Origin of the sequence: Spirillospora sp. NPDC046719 (assembly GCF_040645715.1) — a bacterium.
Taxonomy (GTDB): domain Bacteria; phylum Actinomycetota; class Actinomycetes; order Streptosporangiales; family Streptosporangiaceae; genus Spirillospora.
This window is the reverse complement of record NZ_JBEYYT010000192.1, coordinates 1-16,866: the sequence shown is the minus strand read 5'-3', so window position 1 is coordinate 16,866 and position 16,866 is coordinate 1. Positions and strand designations below refer to the sequence as shown.

Here is a 16,866-nt window from a genome sequence, read left to right as displayed (position 1 = left end):
CGCGGCGCGGCGGCGGCTGCTGCGCGCCGCCCGGGTGCACTGGACGATCACCGCGGAGCGGCTGCTGGTGCGAGCCCGGCCGGGCCGCCGCCATCTGCAGGACCTGCCGTCCGGGAAGGTCGCGGCGGTCGTGGTGGGCCCGGGGCTGCGGCTGGACCCGCTGAGCGGCGAGCCGCGCCGCGCGGAGCTCGCGGCGCTGGCGTTCGGGCACCGGCTGGAGCTGGTCGCGCGGCTGCCCGCGCACGGCCTGGACGGCTTCCAGCTCGCGCACGCGCTCGACGACCACGGCTACCACGTGATCACGCCGGGGGCGCGGCCGCCGCGCCGTCCCGAGTACGGGCTGGAGGGGCTGCCGGACATCTTCGCGCAGGTCCCGGGCGGCCGGCTGGTCGTCGCGGACGGCGGGCTCGGCTGGGCGGACGCGGCCGGCGACGTGGTGTTGAAGATGCCGGAGGACCGGATCGGCGGCATCGAGCTGCTGACGATCGCCGGGCACGCGTGGGTGCGGCTGTACGACGCCGACGGCGACGAGTTCTTCGCCGCGCCGCTGTCGGCGCTGCGGATCTCCCGCACGGACCTGCGCGAGTCGGCCCGGAAGGCGGGCCTGCCGGTGAACGACGCGGAGTACGACGCCTATCTCAGCGCCGCGTTCCATTCGGCGATGTCGACGCTGGCGGCGCCGGAGCCGGAGACCCGCGCGACGGCGCCGCTGTCCGCGCCGGGCGCGGCGTCCGACGGGGCCGACGGGTCCGAGGGGCCTGACGGGTCCGGGGCGCCTGACGGGTCCGGGGCGCCGGAGGGCGCGCGGGACCCGCTCCGGACGTCCGGCGGGCTCCCCGGCGAGCCGGACTTCGCGTTCACGGCGCCGGAGCCGCCGAGCCCGGTGACCGCCCCCGGGGCGCTGCTGGACGCGACGCGCCGCTCCCGCGTCGGCACGTACGGGATGAGCGTCCTGCTGTGCGAGGCGGTCGCGCTGATCGGCGCGGTGTGGCTCGGCCCCGACCTCGGCGGGTTCGGCACCACGGCGAGCTGGTCGGTGCCCGCCGGGCTGCTGGTCGGCCTCGCGGGCTACTGGCTGTACGACCGGAACCGCCCGCAGCTGCGCGTGTCGTCCGCCGGGCTGGCGGTCGTGACGCGGCGCGGCCGGGTCGAGTGGGACCTCGCCCGGGACCGCATCGGCGGCGTCGGCATCGACGAGTCGACCGAGCGGCTGCCGCGGCTGGTCGTCTGGGGGCCCTCAGGACGCGTCCTGCGGCAGGTGACGTTCCCGCCCGACCTGGAGGAGCTCCGCCGCGCCTGCGAGCGCTACGGCGTCCCTTGGGGCCCGCCGGACGCCGACCGGCCCGCGCCTCCCCCGCCGGAGCTGTAGCGCAGCGACCAGGTCTTCAGCGGCTCGTAGGTCAGCTGGTCGTACTGCTTGCCGGGCAGGTGGCTGCACATCAGCTGGACGGCGTCGGCCGTCCACGAGCCGGTCGCGAACGCCGACAGCGCCTCCATCAGCGGCCGCACGTCGATCGGCTGCCGGGACCGGGCGAGGGTCATGTGCGGCCGGAACGAGCGGTGCTTGTCGGGCGGCGTCCCCGCGCGGCGTCCCGCAGCGGCGACGGACGCCGCGAGCCGGGCCAGGCCGCGCCGGTCGCCGTACAGGCCCGTCCACAGGACGCGGGCGTGCGCGCCGTTGCTCGGGAACGCGCCGCCGCCGGCGAGCGACAGCGTCATCCGCTCGTGCCGCCGGGCGGCGCGCTCCAGCCGGGGCAGGAGCCGGTCGACGGTGCGGTCGTCGCACTCGCCGAGGAAGGCCAGCGTGACGTGGAGCAGCTCCCGCCGGACCCACTTCAGCTCGGGGACGTCGTCCTTGTGCGGAAGGACGGCCTCCTCGAGCTCGTCCAGGATGTCCGGCGGCGGTACGAGCGCCACGAAGAGCCTCATGGGAACGTCCGGAGAGCCACCACTTCAGCTTTCCAGCAGACGGCACCCGTTGTCACGCGGTTGCGCTGCGCCATCGGCGCCGGTTGGCACCGCGCCATCGGCGCCGGTTGGCACCGCGCCATCGGCGCCGGTTGGCACCGCGCCATCGGCGCCGGTTGGGGCCGCGCCGCCGGGCGCCTGGCCGTGGCGCGCCGCCGGCGGCCCGTGGCGCGCCGCCGGCGCGGGGCGTCAGCGGCCCGCGGCCGGGACGCGGGCCAGCCGCGCCAGAGCGGGCCTGATCGAGCCGCGCGGCGCCGCGAGCGCCGCCACGACGACCGCGATGGCCATCGAGACCAGCCCGCCGAGCACGATGCTCAGCCGGGGCCCGAAGTGCTCGGCCATCCAGCCGACGGTGGGCGCGCCGAGCGGGTTGGTCCCCATGAAGACGAACATGTAGAGGCCCATCACGCGGCCGCGCATCTCGGGCTGGACACCGAGCTGCATCGTCGCGTTCGCCGACGTGGTGAAGGTCATCAGCGCGATCCCGGCCGGGACGAGCAGCACCAGGAACGACCAGTACGTGGGGGCGAGCCCGGCGGCGGTCTCCATCACGCCGAACGTCATCGCGGCGAGGATCAGCAGCCGGAGCCGGGGCCTGGTCGAGCGCCGCGCCGCCAGCAGGGCGCCGGTCAGCGCGCCGAGCGCCAGCATGCTGGACGCGAGGCCGAACGAGGACGCGCCGGTGTGGAAGACCTCCTTGGCGACCAGAGCGGTCGTCATCTGGAAGTTCATGCCGAACGTCGCGACGAACCCGACCATCACCAGGACGAGGACCAGGTCGCGGCGCCCCCGGACGTACCGCAGCCCCTCGCGGAGCTGGCCCTTGGCGCGCTTGACGGTGCCGGAGTCGTGCAGCTCGCTCTCGCGCATCGCGTACAGGCCGAGCAGGACGGCGCCGAACGACGCGGCGTTCACCAGGAACACCGGGCCGGTGCCGATGACGGCGATCAGCACGCCGGCGACGGCGGGGCCGAGCAGCCGGGCGCCGTTGAAGGTGGCGCTGTTCAGCGCGATCGCGTTCGGCAGGTCGCGCTTGCCGACCATCTCGATCACGAACGACTGGCGGGTGGGGTTGTCGACGACGGTGGCGAGGCCGAGCCCGAACGCCAGCAGGTACACGTGCCAGACCTGCGCGTTGCCGGTGACGGTGAGGACGCCGAGGATCAGCGCGAGCGCGCCCATCGACACCTGCGTCATCATCAGGACGCGGCGCTTGCGGTAGCGGTCGGCGATCACACCGCCCCACAGGCCGAACAGCAGCAGCGGCAGGAACTGAAGGCCGGTGGTGATGCCGAGCGCGGTGCCGTTGTTGTGGGCGAGGTCGAGGACGAGCCAGTCCTGCGCGACGCGCTGCATCCAGGTGCCGGTGTTGGAGACCACCTGACCCATGGCGTACAGGCGGTAGTTCCGGGTCCGGAGGGACCGGAACATGCCGCCGGGCGGGGCTTCCTCGGGGTCTTCCGGCTCGGCGTCCGTGTCGGCGTCCCCGTCAGCGTCCCTGTCGGCGTCTGTGGCCGCGTTCGGGGTGGTGTCCGGGGCTTCGAGAACGGCGTCGGTCTCCTCGGCAGCGACGACGGCGCCTGCGGCCTGGTCCGCCTGATCGGCCTCGGCGACGGCCTGGTCGGCGGCGGTCCGGTCGGCGGCCTGGTCAGCCTGGGCGGCGGGCGGTCCGCTGGTCGTTTGGACCGCTCCAGCCGGGAGCCCGGCGCGCTCGGCGTGCGGCGGCGGCCCGGCGGCGTCCGGCCGGCCCGCCGGATGGACGGCCGCGTGCGGGGAACGGGCGGGGGTACGGGGGGCGGGACGGCGGCGGTGCGCGCGGGGCGCTACGGGGAGCGCGGCCCCGGAGCGGCCGGCCCGCCCGGAGCGTGCCCCGCGCGCCGGGGCACCGTCCGGTTCATCGTGTCCATCGTTAGCAGAAGTCATTATCAAGGCTAACGATAATCGCGTGACCGCTATTCCGGCAACCGGACCGCCTCACGGCACCGGAACCGGCCGCCCGGGACCGGCGGCAGGGCGGCGTCAGGAGCGGCGGCCGAGCGGAATCGGGAGGGGCGGCAGGGCGGGATGCGGCAGGGCGGGGTGCGGCAGGGCGGGGTGCGGCAGGGCGGGGTGCGGCAGGGCGGGGTGCGGCAGGGCGGGATGCGGCAGGGCGGGATCAGGAGCGGCTGAGCTTGTCGATGATCGGCGCGGCGCGGCGCAGGATCTCGCGCTCGTCGTCGGTCAGCTCGCCGAGCCGGGTGGACAGCCACGCCTCCTTGCGGCGCCGTTCGGCGCGCAGCAGCGACGAGCCGTCCTCGGTGGCCATCAGCACCACCTGGCGCCCGTCGGTCGGATGCGGGCTGCGCACCACGAGCCCGCGTTCCTCCAGGTAGGCGATGACGCGCGTCATCGACGGCGGCTGCACCTTCTCGTGGTCGGCCAACTCGCGGGGCGTCATGGAGCCGTGCCGCTCGATGGCGGCGAGCGCCGCGAACTGGGTGAGCGACAGCGGGTTCGGCCCGCCGTCGGGCGCCGGCGGCCGCAGGTGCCGGAGCCGGCGCGACAGCCGCGCGATCGAGATGCGCAGCTCCTCGGCCAGCCCCGGAGGCGAGGCGGTCCGGCCGCCGGTCGGTGGCGTAGTCATCGTCATCGTTCTCCCGTGCTGGTCACCCATGCTGCCACGCCCGCTCCTTGACACGCGCAGCTAACCCTATTAGCTTTTTGGCTATTAAGTAGTCGAAGAAAGGATCGGGATGCCGCGCGCGGGCCTGACGCCGGACGCGGTGGTGGACGCCGCCATCGCCGTCGTGGACGCCGGCGGACCCGGCGCCCTCACGCTCGCCGCGGTCGCCGGAAGGGCCGGGGTCGCGACCCCCTCCCTCTACAAGCATGTCCGCAACCTGGCCGAGTTGCGACAGCTGGTGACCGCGAGAATCCTCGAAGAGCTGGCCGACCGCCTCGGTACCGCCGCCATGGGACGCTCCCGGGACGACGCCGTGGCGGCCATCATGCGCGCCTACCGCGGCTACGTTGTGGAGCACCCTAGCCGTTACGCGTCGCTGGAGCAGTCCGCGGAGCACGGGCGTTTCGCCGAGGCCGCCGCCGAACGCGTCCTCGGCGTCCTCTACGCGGTGCTGCGCGGCTACGGCCTGGACGGCCCGGAGCTCGTCCACGCGACCCGCTGCCTGCGCTCCGCCGTGCACGGCTTCGCCATCCTGGAGGCGGCGGGCGGCTTCGGCCTCCCGGAGGACCTGGAGGCCAGCTACGAGCGGCTGATCACCCTCTTCACCTCGGGCTTCTCCCAGCCCCGGGTGTGACGCCCCTCTCGCCCGCCCGCCGCGTAACCTGATCTCCATGACCCCTCCGCGCCGTCCGGACCCGCCGCCCATGCGGACCAACGACGTCCGCGTGGCCCTCGCGGGCACCGTGGCGTGGGCGATCGCGCTCGTCGTCCTGCTGGTGGCCGGGACGCCGTCCGGGGACCGCTGGTGGCTGTGGGTGTGCGTGACGGGGATCGTGACCGGCCTGTTCGGCATCTGGTACATCCCGCGGCTGCAGGCGGGCCGCGAGCGCCAGGAGGCCGCCCGCGCCGCCCGCCGCGAGGCGGCCGTGGAGGACGCGACGCTGCCCGCCGATGGCGAACCCGAGAGGCCCGAGGGTCCCGGGGCCACGCGCCAGGACGCCGTCGCGGAGACGTCCGAGACCTCGAAGACCTCCAAGACCTCTGAGACGTCCGAGGCGGACGTCTAGAAGTCCAGGACGGCTGGAAGCCAGGCCGCTCAGAACTCCAGGCCGTCCAGAACTCCAGACCGTCCAGAACTCCCGGGCTAGGGCTCCAGGTCGTCCTCGGCCAGCAGGAGGGGCAGGGCGTCCGGGTCGCGGAGGACGGCCTCGGCGAGGAGCCTCGCCGCCCAGTCCTCGCAGGACCAGGCGAGCGCGCGCGCTAGGCCGCCGGTCCCGCTCGCGTGGACTTCGCCGTCCCTCGTCCACCATGGGACGTCCTGGCCGTCCACGATGAGCCGCTCGTGCGCGAGGTAGGTCTCCGGCGCGTGCGGCAGCACCGCCCGGACGGCGTCCGGGACGGGCCGCTTCTCCCCCGCCGTCTCCACCGTGCCGGGCACCTCGTCACCGGCCACGGGCAGGTCGAGCAGTTCGGCGAGCCGCGCGTCCCGTCCCTGCGCGGCGATGACGAGGGGCTGCCCGGCCAGTAGCGGCAGGACGTCGGGACCGTCCAGGACGAGGGCGTCGGCGGCGTCGACGACCTCGACCACGCCGTCCACCACCGCGCGCACGCTTTCGGGCGGCTCCACCGTGACGTCGGCGTCGGCGAGGGCCGTCCATAGACCGCCGAGTTGGACGCGGCTCACGGTGCGTTCCGGATCGCCCATCCGGTCGAGCAACTCTTGGGCGCCACCGGGTTCGTCCAGCAGATCGGCCAGCGATGTACGGACGCCCAAGGCCAGCAGTAGCTGCTCGTCGAATCCCTCTGGGGCGATGTCGTAGAGCCCTGCGAGCGCGTCGTCGCCTCGGAGGCGGAACTCGCCCGGCCTACGGCCGTCCAGGATGGGGCGGTGGCTCAGCCACCACGCCGTGTAGGACGGGACCACGGCGCGGTGGCCCGTGTACAGGGCGACATGGGCGGGCTCCACGATCGCGGCGCGCCATGGCGGTGCGGCCAGGAGCCGTAGTGCTGCGGGCCAGTCGTCGACCAGTTCCAGATCGCGGACCGCCTGGAACTCCGGCACGTGCGGCGGCAGTTCCTGCGGGCCGATCCGTTCGAGGACGTGGTCGGCCCAGCGGTCCTCGTCGTCGAGTTCGAGCGTCTCGGCCTCGTCCAGCAGGCCGGACAGGTTCACGTCCTCCGCGCGCACGAGGGCGAAGCCGTCCAGCACGCCCGCGGCGGTGAGGGCCTCGGCGCCCCACCGCTCCAGCGTCTCGGGAGCGACGACGCCGAACGGCGCGTCGCCGGCCATCACGGTCCGCAGCGGGCTGTCCGGCAGGAGCAGCTCGCCGGCGGGGTAGAGATCGCCGTCGTCGCCGGGGAGCGCCAGCTCGGCCAGCCACGGCTCCTCGCCGGGGTCGAGCCGGGCCGCCGCGACCAGGCCCAGGACGGCCTCGGCGACGGCGCCGGGGTCGTCGGCGTCGAAGGAGTCCTCCACGGCGGCCCGCACCGCCGGGTCGGCGAGGACCGCCCGCGGGCCCGCCTCGACCGCGCCGAGCCGCAGCAGCAGCGGATGGACGGCGTCGGGATGCACGAACCGCAGCCCGAGCGCGTCGAGGCCCGCCGGATCGACGCCGTCCGCGATCAGCAGGCCGCGCGGCCCGCGCACCAGCCGTCCCGCCTCGCCCGCCAGCGGCACCGGAAGCGCCCCCAGAGCGTCCCTGGCGGCCTCGGTGAGCGCCTCGTACACCCGATGCCACCAGCGCGGTCCGCGCTCCACAGCGGCCAGCTCGTCCACGACGTCGGCCAGCTCGACGCGGCGGACGCCGAGCGCGGCGAGCGCCGGGCTCCGCGCCGGCCAACCGGGCGGCAGGAGCCCGCCGACGACGGCCTCCTCGCCGGCGCGCCCCGCGAGGAGGTCCAAGAAGGCGGCGGGGGCGTCCAGCGCCACGGCGTCCCGGCCGCGCATCCGGCGGCCCTCGGGGTCGTCCGGGACGGGGAGAAGCGCCGCTTCCGGCAGGAGTTCGCGGACGGCCCGCCGCAGCCGCGCGTCGAGTTCCCCGGCGCCCACAGGGCCGGGCACCAGATCGAGCAAGCGCGGCTCGGCCGGACGCGCCTTCAGCAGGTCCACGTACGCCTCGGCGGCCCGCGCCACGAGGAAGTCGGTCAAGGGGCCTGGCGCGACATGCCGCCGGTCAGGCGCGAGCGGGAACGACGCTATGAGCAGCGCCGGCAGGTCGAGCCGCTCGTCGCTGGGCGTGGGCGCGTGCACGACGGCGGGCGTACCGTCCGGCAGGCCCTCCTCGGGGAGCGCCCATCGCACCTGCCAGGACGCGCGCGCCCGTTCCTCGACGGGCCGATCCTCAAGCAGTTCTCCAGGCGTCGCCCCATGCGCCTCAACGGTCCGCCACGCCTGCCCGTCGACGACGACCAGCCCCGGTTGGCGCCGCTCCGCGGTGAGTACCCGGACGTCGCCGCCGATGTCGATCTCGACGGTCTCCAATGCGGGCAGCGCCAGCATCAGCGCCGCGTCCACCTGCTCCAGCTGCCGCCGCACGGAATCGGCCGCGCCCGCCCGCAGCGGCAGCCGGACGACCGTGTCGAACCCGTCCGGGATCTCCGGCGGCGCCTCCGCCTCGAACGGCAGCCGCAGCAGCGGGACCCGGCCCTCCCGCCGCGCCAGCTCGTCCGCGACCCCGGCGAGGCCGCCCGCCAGCGCGCGCGCCCGGTCCTCCGACCATTCGACGCCGCCGGTCCGGGACGCGATCGACGGCTCGGAGGTCACGGCGACGACCGCCGCGAACCCGACGCCGAACCGCCCCACCGCGCCCGCGTCGTCGCGCTTCGCGGACGCCCGCAGCGTGGAGAGGGCCTCGACGCCCGCGGCGTCCAGCGGCGCGCCCGTGTTCGCCGCCGTCAGCACCGCGCCGGCGGGGTCCAGCGACAGCCGCAGCCGCCCGGGGACGGCGGCGCGCAGCGCGGCGTCCGCCGCGTTCTGCGCCAGCTCGATGACCACGCGGTCGCGGTAGCCGCCGAGGGCGTGGTCCTCCTCGGTGTTGGCGTCCTCGCGGAAGCGCGCCGGGGACTCGTCCCAGGCGCGCAGGACGCGCTCGCGCAGCACGCGCGTGCCGAACGGGTCCGCGGCCACCTCGGTCACCACCTCGCCGCGCGGGTCGCGGCTCGTCGGAGGGACGGCGCGCGCCCCCGGTCCGGTCTGGTCGCGGTCAGCTGTGCCCGAGCGCCTCGTCGTCCAGGGACCCGGCGTCCTCGCCGGCGGACGGGACGACGTCGTAGCCCAGCTCGTCGATCACCGGCGGGTTGTGCTCGGACGCCGCCGGCAGGTTGACGGCCTCGGAGTGCGCGCCGCAGCCGTGGTCGGCGGACACCACCCGGCCGTCGTCCGGGGCGTACTCGTTGGCGCACACGCCGAACATCTGCCGCAGGCCGCCCGCGAGCGACACGTAGAAACCGCAGGTGGAGCACTGCGCCGGCGCGGACGCGGCGATCGGCGCGCGGGGCCCCGCGACGCCGTCGTACCAGCGGGCGGCGGCCTCGTCGCGGCCCTCGCGGGACAGCACCCGGACCCGGCCGAGGCCGAGCTCCCACTGCGCCTCGCGCTCGACGGACTCGTCGACCTGCGCGTAGCCGGGGGCGAGCCGGACGTCGTCGGGCGCGGTCGGCAGCAGGTCGCCGGGGCCGAGATCGCCGGGGCGCAGCCGCTCCAGCCACGGCACCCACTGCGGCGCGAGCAGCGCGTCGTCGCCGGGCAGCAGCACGCACTCGCTCACCGTGACGATCTTGGCGCGGGCGGCGCGGGTGACCGTGACGGCCCACTGCCAGCCCGTGTAGGCCGGGTCCAGCGCGGCGAAAAAGTGCGTGACCACCCGGTCGCCCTCGGCGCGCAGGCCGAGATGCTCCCCGACCGGCGCGGGACGGGCGGTCTCCTCGGCCGCGGTCCGCGCGAGGTCCACCGCCTCGGCGCAGGCGGGATCGACGGCGGGCGTGCGGGTCCGGCGGGCGGGCCCGGAGGTGGTGCGCGCGGCGGCGGTACGCGCGGGGCTGGACTGACGCGTTGGGCTCACATCTCGATTCTCGCGCATCCCGGGGCATGACCCGACACGCGGGCCGCGGCCGGCGCGAGGTGATCCGGCCCGCCGAAAGGGAACGTACTCTCAATCAGGCGGCCGGATGCGCGACCAGGCGGGTCGCGACGGCCGGAGGCGGCACGAATCCCGCGAGGAGAGATCAGGGCGCGATGGGACTGCGACGCTCCGTACGCGTCGGTGTGGGCGGCGCGGGCAGGACGCTGCGCGGCATGCGCTCGGCCGCGTGCGGCGCCGGGCGGCTCACCCGGCGTGTCACGCACGCGCGCGGCGCCGGGCGCAGCGGCCTCGGCGACCTCATCGAGGCGTCCGCGCTGAACTCGGCCGGCGACGCGATGGTCACCGTCGCGCTCGCCGGGACGCTGTTCTTCGGCCTGGACGTCAACCAGGCGCGCGGCCAGGTCGCCCTCTACCTGCTCGTCACGATGGCGCCGTTCGCGCTGGTCGCGCCGCTGATCGGCCCCGCGCTCGACCGGATGCGGCACGTCCGCCGGTACGCGGTGGCCGCCACGTTCGCGATCCGCGGGCTGCTGTGCTGGGGCATGGCGGGCGCCGTCGCGCACAACGACCCGGTCACCTTCCTGCCCGCCGCGTTCGGCGTCCTGGTGACCTCGAAGGCGTACGGGGTGCTGCGCGCGGCGGTGACGCCGCAGCTGCTGCCGGACGAGATCACGCTGGTCACGGCGAACGCGCGGGCCTCGTTCGCCGGGCTGATCGCCTCGTCGGTCGCCGCTCCGGCGGGCGCGGGACTCGCCGTGCTGATCGGCCCCGGCTGGGTGCTGCGGATCGGCACGGCGCTGTTCCTGCTCGGCATCGTGTTCGCGATGCGGCTGCCGAAGCACGTGGACATGCCCGACACCGCCGAGGCGCCGCCGGATACGGCCACCGCCGGAACCGGTGCCGGGGACGCGGCGGACGCCGAGCCCGGCCGGCCCGCCCGGCACTGGCGGACGCTGCCCCGCGTCGGCCCGATCGTCGCGGAGGCGATGCAGGCGAACGCCGTGCTGCGCGCCCTGTCCGGCTTCCTCGTGCTCTACCTGGCGTTCCTGCTCCGCCAGGAGCGGTTCGACCCGGTGTCGCACAACCTCGCGCTCGGCCTGCTCGCGGCGTTCGCGGGCGCCGGCGGCCTGATCGGCACCGCCCTCGGCGCCTGGATGAAGGCGCGGGCGCCCCGGCTGATCGTCACCGCGACGCTCGCCGCCGTCACCGCCGTGACCGCCGTCAGCGCGCTGTTCTTCGGCCTGTGGGCGGCGCTCGCGGTGGCGCTCGCGGCCGGTCTCGGCCAGGTCCTCGGCAAGCTGTCGATGGACGCGGTCGTGCAGCGGGAGATCGGCGAGGAGGTCCGCTCGTCCACATTCGCGGTGACCGAGACGCTGCACCAGCTCGCCTGGGTGGTCGGCGGGCTGCTCGGCCTCGGCATGTCGATCGTCGCGGACGGCCGGGTCGCGCTGGCGGTCGTCGCGGCGGCGCTCGCGCTGTCGCTCGGCCTGCTGCTGACCCGCCGCGCGGGCACGCGCCGCCGCGTCCCGGCCGCGGCGGGCACCCCGATCAAGGACGCGCAGACGCAGATGCGCGCCTGACGCACCACCATGCGCGCCTGACGCACCACCGCGAGGCGCGCCCTCCGGCGGCGCCCCGCTCCGGGCGCCGTCCGGTCAGGGGCTGATGTCGTCCGCCACCGCGCGCAGCACGGTCGCGATCTTCTTCGCCTCGGCCGGCGCCGGATGCTTGCCGCGCCGGTAGGTGTTGGAGATCCCGTCCAGCAGCTTGATCAGGTCCTCGGTGATGACGACCATCTCGTCCGGCTTCTTGCGCCGCTGCTTGGCGATGGTCCGCTCGACCGACGGCAGGCTCTCCAGCACGCGCACCTGCAGCGCCTGCTGGCCGCGCCGGCCCTCGACCACGCCGAACTCGATGCGCTGGCCTGGCTTGAGCGTCGTCACGCCGCCCGGCAACGCCGAGGAGTGCACGAAGACCTCACCGCCGTCGTCGCGGGTGAGGAAGCCGAACCCCTTGTCGGAGTCGTACCACTTGACCTTGCCAGTCGGCACGGGATACCTCGTTCGGTAATCGTCCTTGAATCGACCCCAAGATTAGTGCCTCGCCGGGTACCGGTGAACACGCCGGGACCCCCGCGAAGCCCCTTGGGGCAACGGGATGAAGCTATCCCGGACGCCGCCTCCGCGGCACCTCGATATCGGCCGCGCCGGCACCCCGCGAAGGACGGCCCGGCGCTCCGTCAGACCGCCGCGAACCCCGTGAGCCACCCGGGGAAGGCGTTCAGGTCGGGCAGGACGACGTCCGCCCCGTAGGCGGTGAGGGCGGCGGAGTCGAACGCGCCGGTCGCGACCGCGACGGCCACGGCGGACGCGGCGCGCGCGGCGTCCACGTCACCGGTGTGGTCGCCGATGTAGGCGCGCGCGCCGTGCTCGCGGAGCGCGGCGCCCTTGTCGGCGCCGAACAGCCCGCCGACGACGGCGTCCACGTCCAGCCCCAGGAAGCGGACGGTCCGCTCGGTGTCGCGCTGGTTCTTCCCGGACACGACGACCACCCGGCCGCCCACCGCGCGGACGGCCTCCAGCGCCGCGACGGCGCCCGGCATGGCCTCGGTCACCGGGAGCGCGACGTCCGGGTAGAGCGCCCGGTACAGCTCCGCCATCGCGGGGATCCGCTCCGGCGGGAACCAGTACGCCAGCTCGACCTCCAGCGGCGGACCGAGCCGCCGGACGACGGCGTCGATGTCGATGGGGACACCGGTCTCCGCCGCGATCGCCGCGTACACCGCGCCGATGGCGGCGCGCGTGTCGGCCAGCGTGAGGTCGAGATCGAAGCCGACGGAGAAATCGGCACCATCCGGACGGGGAATCTTCGGCGAATCAAGGTCCAGCACGCCACACAGGGTAAAGGTCCGGTATGGAGCGAAAGCCAACGCCGGGGCGCGCGCGGGACGGACCGCGGCGACCAGGCCCTCGCCGAACGGGCCCGGACGCAAGTACCCGCGCTCTCCCGGTAGTGGCGATGCGACGGGATCCGAGTAGGAGAGCGCGGGAACTCTTGGCGCGGGGACCTTTGGTGCCCGGGCCCGGTCTGGTCTGCCGGGTTCCGGGCGGCCGCCCGTGTCGACGTGATACCCGCGGCCCCTGGCGAAAACCGCCTGACCAGGAAAAACGTAGGGCTCGAACAAGCCACCACCACCCCAAGGACGATCAGCCGCAGGCCGGCCCGGCGAAGGAGGGCGCCCCATGGCGGACAACAGGGCAGACGACACGGACCGCACGATGAGCGCGCAGGAACCGGTGAGGCGGGACCCCGCCCGTACCGAACCCGCCGGGACGGGCACCACCGCGCGGCACGCCATGACCGGGACGCGCGTCGACCCGGGCGACCACCGGTCGCGGCGGCCGTTCACCGCGTCCGCGGCGGCCGCCCGCAGGCGCACCGTCAACCTGATCGCCACGGTGATCTCGGTCGTGACGACGATCGTGGTGCTGGTGCTGGCGGTGCACATCCTGTTCGTGGTGTTCGAGGCCAACACCGGCAACGACATCGTGCACTGGTTCGGCGCGCGCGCGGACGAGCTGGCCTGGCAGTTCAAGGACGTCTTCCAGCCCGACAACGCCAAGGTCGACATCGCCGTCAACTACGGCCTCGCCGCGCTCGTCTACCTCGTCATCGGGCGGATCATCGTGGCCGTCGTCCGCCGCGCCGCCTGACCCCGGCTACCGGCCGGGGAAGCGGACGACGTCGAAGGGCCACGCCGTGGTGACCCACTCGCGGACGAAGTCCTCCAGGTCCTTCTCCAGCGCGGTGTCCTCCTCGTCGGCGCGGACCCAGAACACCACGACGGCGTCGGCGCCGGGCTCGTCGGACGGGGCGACGTGGATGCGGCCGAGCTGGCGTTCCCCGTCCGGCGTGTTCACCACGTAGCTGAAGGAGCGGCGCAACTGCCCCTCCTTCTGCAGCCACGCGACGTCGATCAGCGCCTGCTCGAAGGTGAACTCGCGGTCCGGCCAGCCCCACTCCGGGCCGAACCGGCCGGCGAGCCGGTCCAGGCTGCCGATCACCGCGCCGTAGTCCTTGACGACGTCGTGGACGGTGATCGGGCGGATCTGGAACCGGGGTCCGGCGACCAGCGTGGGCACCACGAAGTCCTCGGGGAGGAAGGCCCCGTCGGCCGCCTTCCGCGGAGACATGAACATCGTCGACCCTTCCGGCGACGCCCCTTCCGGCACAGGGGCGCGGGCATCGAACTCTAGTCGCCCCCGGCGCGGGGCGAGACGCGTCACGAATTCGGGCGCGCCGGGCGCGGCAGGAGCCCGCAGGTCCAAGATGCCTTACTGTTCTTCCGGAGGAATTCATCACCATGACGACATCTACGCGCGAGCGGATCGTGGCCGAGTCGCTCCGTCTGTTCGCCGACCGGGGCTACGCGGCGACCTCGGTGGCCGAGATCGAGGCGGCGGCCGGGCTGTCGCCCGGCGCGGGGGGCCTGTACCGGCACTTCCGGTCGAAGGAGGAGGTGCTGGCCTCCGCGATCCGCGAGCACATCGAGCGGACCCGGCAGCAGATCACCACCGTGCTGGACCAGGCGGAGGTGTTCGCCGACCGCCCGCTCGAGGTGCGGCTGCGGATGACCTGCCAGGCCGGGCTGGCGAAGATGCGCGAGGAGCAGGACCTGATCCGGGTGCTGTTCCGCGACCTCGACCAGTTCCCGAACCTGGTCGCCGAGATGCGCGAGGGCATCGTCAACCCGCTTTACGACGGCATCGCGACCTGGCTGTCGCAGCAGCCGGAGTACGCGGGCGCCGACGAGGACTGGGCGGCGGTCGCCTCGATCCTGGGCGGCGCCGTCGTCAACTACTGGCTGGCGAACGAGTCGATGTACGAGCCGCCGACGCGGATCGACGAGAAGCGGTTCGTGGAGAGCTGGGCCCGGCTCGGGCTCGGCCTGGTGAACCTGGAGCGCACGCCGGCGTCCTGACCCGCCGTTCCGGCCGGTTCCCGTATCGCGCCGGACGGCGTGTCCGGCACGCGTTCCTCCACGTGCCGCCGCGCCGGACCGGCCGCACCGTTCCGCTCATACGCTGGGAGGGTCCCGCACTCGCAGCGTCCGACATGCGGAAACGCCCCGTTCCCGGGGCGCGGCGAGCCGGGACGCCCGCGACACTAAGGTGGCGAACGGCATGGAATCGTATGCGGACTGGCTGCGCGCACGAGCCGACGACGAGCTCCGCGCGCTGCTGTCCGCGCGTCCGGAGCTGCTCGCGCCCGTCCCCGCGGACCTGACCGCGCTCGCCGCGCGCGCCGCGACGCCCGCCGCGGTGTCCCGCGCCCTCGACCGGCTCGACCGGTTCACGCTCGCGGCGCTGGAGGCGGTCCTCGTCCTGCCCTCGCCGGTGCTCCCGGACGCGCTGGCCGCCGCGCTCGGCGCCACCGCGGACCAGGCCGGCGACGCCGTCGACCGGCTGCTGCGGTTCGGGCTCGTGTGGAACGGCGGCGACGGCGCGCTGAACGCCGCGCCGGGCGTCCGGCAGGGGCTGCCGCACCCGGCGGGGCTGGGCCCGCCCGTCCGGGAGGTGTTCGCCGGGTACCCCGTCGAGCGGCTCGCCGCACTGGTCACCGACCTGCAGGGCGAGGCGCCGCGCGGGTTCGCCGACTCGGCCCGGCTGCTGCGCCGGCTCGCCGAGCTGCTGGCCGACCCGGCGCCGCTGGTCGAGGCCGCCGGCCCGGAGGCGCGGTCCGCGCTGGACGCGCTCGCCTGGGGGCCGCCGGTGGGGCGGGTCGCCGACGCGCGCCGTCCCGTCCGGGCCGACACCGCCGCGACCCCGATCGAGCGCCTCCTCGCGCGCGGGCTGCTCGCCGCCGAGGACGACCGGACGGTCACGCTGCCCCGGGAGATCGCGCTGCACCTGCGCGGCGGCCGCCTGTTCGAGGACCTCCCGGCCGAGCCGCCGCCGCTCGGCGACGCGCCGTCCGGCGGCGCGCGCGGCGAGGACATGGTGGTCCGCGCCGCCGCCGGCGAGGCGTTCAACGCGGTCCGGCTCATCGAGGAGCTGCTGGAGCGCTGGGGCCTGGACCCGCCGCCGGTGCTGCGCAGCGGCGGCCTGGCCGTCCGCGACCTGCGCAACGCCGCGACGCTGCTGGACGTCCCGGAGTGGAAGGCGGCGCTGCTGGTCGAGGTCGCGTACGCGGCAGGCCTGCTCACCCGCAGCGGCGACCTCGACGGCGAGTGGCTGCCGACCCCCGCCTACGACCTGTGGCTGATGCGCGACACCGCGGGCCGCTGGACGGAGCTGGCGCGCGGCTGGCTGAAGTCGGACCGGGCCGCCGGCCTCGCCGGGGAGCGCGACGACCGGGACCGGCTGATCAACGCGCTGAGCGAGGCGATGGTGCGCAGCAGCGCCCCCGCGACCCGCCGCACCGTCCTGGAGATCCTCGCGGGCGCCGAGCGCGGCACCGCGGTGGACGCCGACGCGCTGCGGGCCCGGCTGGCGTGGCTGCGCCCCCGGCGCGGCGGCCCGGCCCGCGACCGGCTGGTCGGCTGGACCCTGCGCGAGGCGGCGGCGCTCGGCCTCACCGGGTTCGGCGAGCTCGCGCCGTTCGCCCGCGACCTGCTCGCCGGCGGCGACCCCGAGCCCGGCCTGGAGAAGTACCTGCCCGACCCGGTCGACCGGATCCTCATCCAGGCGGACCTGACCGCCGTCGCGCCGGGCCCGCTGGTCACCGAGCTGAGCCGGGAGCTGGCGCTCGCCGCCGACGTCGAGTCGACCGGCGGCGCGACCGTGTACCGGTTCACCCCCGAGTCGATCCGCCGCGCCCTGGACGCCGGGCGCACCGCCGACGACGTCGCCGGCCTGCTGGCCCGGCACTCGGCGACGCCGCTGCCGCAGCCGCTCACCTATCTCATCGACGACGTGGCGCGCCGGCACGGGCACCTGCGGGTCGGATCCCTCGCCTCGTACGTGCGGACGGACTCCGCCGGCACGCTCGACGAGATCCTCGCCGACCGGCGCGCGGCGGCGCTGCGGCTGCACCGGCTCGCCCCGACGGTGCTGGCGTCCAGCCTGCACCGCGGCGAGCTGCTCGACGGGCTGCGCGCGATGGGCCTCGCGCCGGTGGCCGAGTCGCCGGGCGGCGGGGTGATCGTGACGCGGC

At 75.4% G+C, this 16,866-nt stretch carries 14 protein-coding genes and 1 pseudogene; 7 read left to right on the top strand and 8 right to left on the bottom strand.

All coding sequences use genetic code 11. From position 1 onward, the window contains the following. Positions 1-1,369 (top strand): annotated as a pseudogene (locus ABZ914_RS28600) (hypothetical protein); the annotation flags it as partial. On the opposite strand, the gene thpR reads toward ABZ914_RS28600, so the two are convergent. The 3 genes from thpR to ABZ914_RS28585 form a co-directional block, all read right to left on the bottom strand. Next, positions 1,306-1,929 (bottom strand): RNA 2',3'-cyclic phosphodiesterase, encoded by a 624-nt coding sequence (gene thpR / locus ABZ914_RS28595; protein WP_500196957.1) that lies wholly within the window; start codon positions 1,927-1,929, stop codon positions 1,306-1,308. The pseudogene ABZ914_RS28600 and the gene thpR sit on opposite strands and share 64 nt — an antisense overlap. 228 nt (positions 1,930-2,157) lie before the next feature. After that, positions 2,158-3,399, bottom strand: a complete 1,242-nt coding sequence (locus ABZ914_RS28590) for an MFS transporter (protein WP_190868497.1) — start codon at positions 3,397-3,399, stop codon at positions 2,158-2,160. A 724-nt stretch (positions 3,400-4,123) separates the two neighbouring features. Beyond that, positions 4,124-4,591, bottom strand: coding sequence for a MarR family winged helix-turn-helix transcriptional regulator (locus ABZ914_RS28585; protein WP_500196956.1), 468 nt, complete (start codon positions 4,589-4,591; stop codon positions 4,124-4,126). Between the two features lie 109 nt (positions 4,592-4,700). Between ABZ914_RS28585 and ABZ914_RS28580 the strand changes: the two genes are divergently transcribed. Next, a complete protein-coding gene (locus ABZ914_RS28580) occupies positions 4,701-5,264 on the top strand; it encodes a TetR-like C-terminal domain-containing protein (RefSeq protein ID WP_190868485.1) in 564 nt (187 codons plus the stop codon). Between the two features lie 37 nt (positions 5,265-5,301). Further along, a complete protein-coding gene (locus ABZ914_RS28575) occupies positions 5,302-5,697 on the top strand; it encodes a DUF2530 domain-containing protein (protein ID WP_500196954.1) in 396 nt (131 codons plus the stop codon). Between the two features lie 77 nt (positions 5,698-5,774). On the opposite strand, the gene ABZ914_RS28570 is transcribed toward ABZ914_RS28575, so the two are convergent. Further along, a complete protein-coding gene (locus ABZ914_RS28570) occupies positions 5,775-8,765 on the bottom strand; it encodes a sacsin N-terminal ATP-binding-like domain-containing protein (RefSeq protein WP_500196952.1) in 2,991 nt (996 codons plus the stop codon). Positions 8,766-8,832: 67 nt separating this feature from the next. After that, complete coding sequence (locus tag ABZ914_RS28565) at positions 8,833-9,579, bottom strand: DUF3027 domain-containing protein (protein ID WP_500196958.1); 747 nt, start codon at positions 9,577-9,579, stop codon at positions 8,833-8,835. Between the two features lie 284 nt (positions 9,580-9,863). On the opposite strand from ABZ914_RS28565, the gene ABZ914_RS28560 reads away from it, so the two are divergent. Further along, on the top strand, positions 9,864-11,291 hold the full coding sequence (locus tag ABZ914_RS28560) for an MFS transporter (RefSeq protein WP_500196951.1): 1,428 nt from the start codon (positions 9,864-9,866) through the stop codon (positions 11,289-11,291). 75 nt (positions 11,292-11,366) lie between these two features. On the opposite strand, the gene ABZ914_RS28555 is transcribed toward ABZ914_RS28560, so the two are convergent. Both ABZ914_RS28555 and ABZ914_RS28550 read right to left on the bottom strand, forming a co-directional pair. Next, positions 11,367-11,762, bottom strand: coding sequence for a cold shock domain-containing protein (locus tag ABZ914_RS28555; RefSeq protein WP_190868487.1), 396 nt, complete (start codon positions 11,760-11,762; stop codon positions 11,367-11,369). A 188-nt stretch (positions 11,763-11,950) separates the two neighbouring features. After that, entirely contained in the window at positions 11,951-12,601 is a 651-nt protein-coding gene (locus ABZ914_RS28550) for an HAD family hydrolase (RefSeq protein ID WP_500196949.1), read from the bottom strand. 352 nt (positions 12,602-12,953) lie between these two features. Between ABZ914_RS28550 and ABZ914_RS28545 the strand changes: the two genes are divergently transcribed. After that, on the top strand, positions 12,954-13,424 hold the full coding sequence (locus ABZ914_RS28545; RefSeq protein ID WP_206700378.1) for a hypothetical protein: 471 nt from the start codon (positions 12,954-12,956) through the stop codon (positions 13,422-13,424). 6 nt (positions 13,425-13,430) lie between these two features. On the opposite strand, the gene ABZ914_RS28540 is transcribed toward ABZ914_RS28545, so the two are convergent. Continuing rightward, on the bottom strand, positions 13,431-13,910 hold the full coding sequence (locus ABZ914_RS28540) for a GNAT family N-acetyltransferase (RefSeq protein WP_241756582.1): 480 nt from the start codon (positions 13,908-13,910) through the stop codon (positions 13,431-13,433). 164 nt (positions 13,911-14,074) lie between these two features. On the opposite strand from ABZ914_RS28540, the gene ABZ914_RS28535 reads away from it, so the two are divergent. After that, positions 14,075-14,692: a TetR/AcrR family transcriptional regulator gene (locus ABZ914_RS28535; RefSeq protein WP_500196948.1), complete on the top strand. Its 618-nt coding sequence runs from the start codon at positions 14,075-14,077 to the stop codon at positions 14,690-14,692. A 202-nt stretch (positions 14,693-14,894) separates the two neighbouring features. Further along, positions 14,895-16,866 (top strand): helicase-associated domain-containing protein (locus tag ABZ914_RS28530; RefSeq protein ID WP_500196946.1); only part of this gene is annotated, 1,972 nt, incomplete at its 3' end.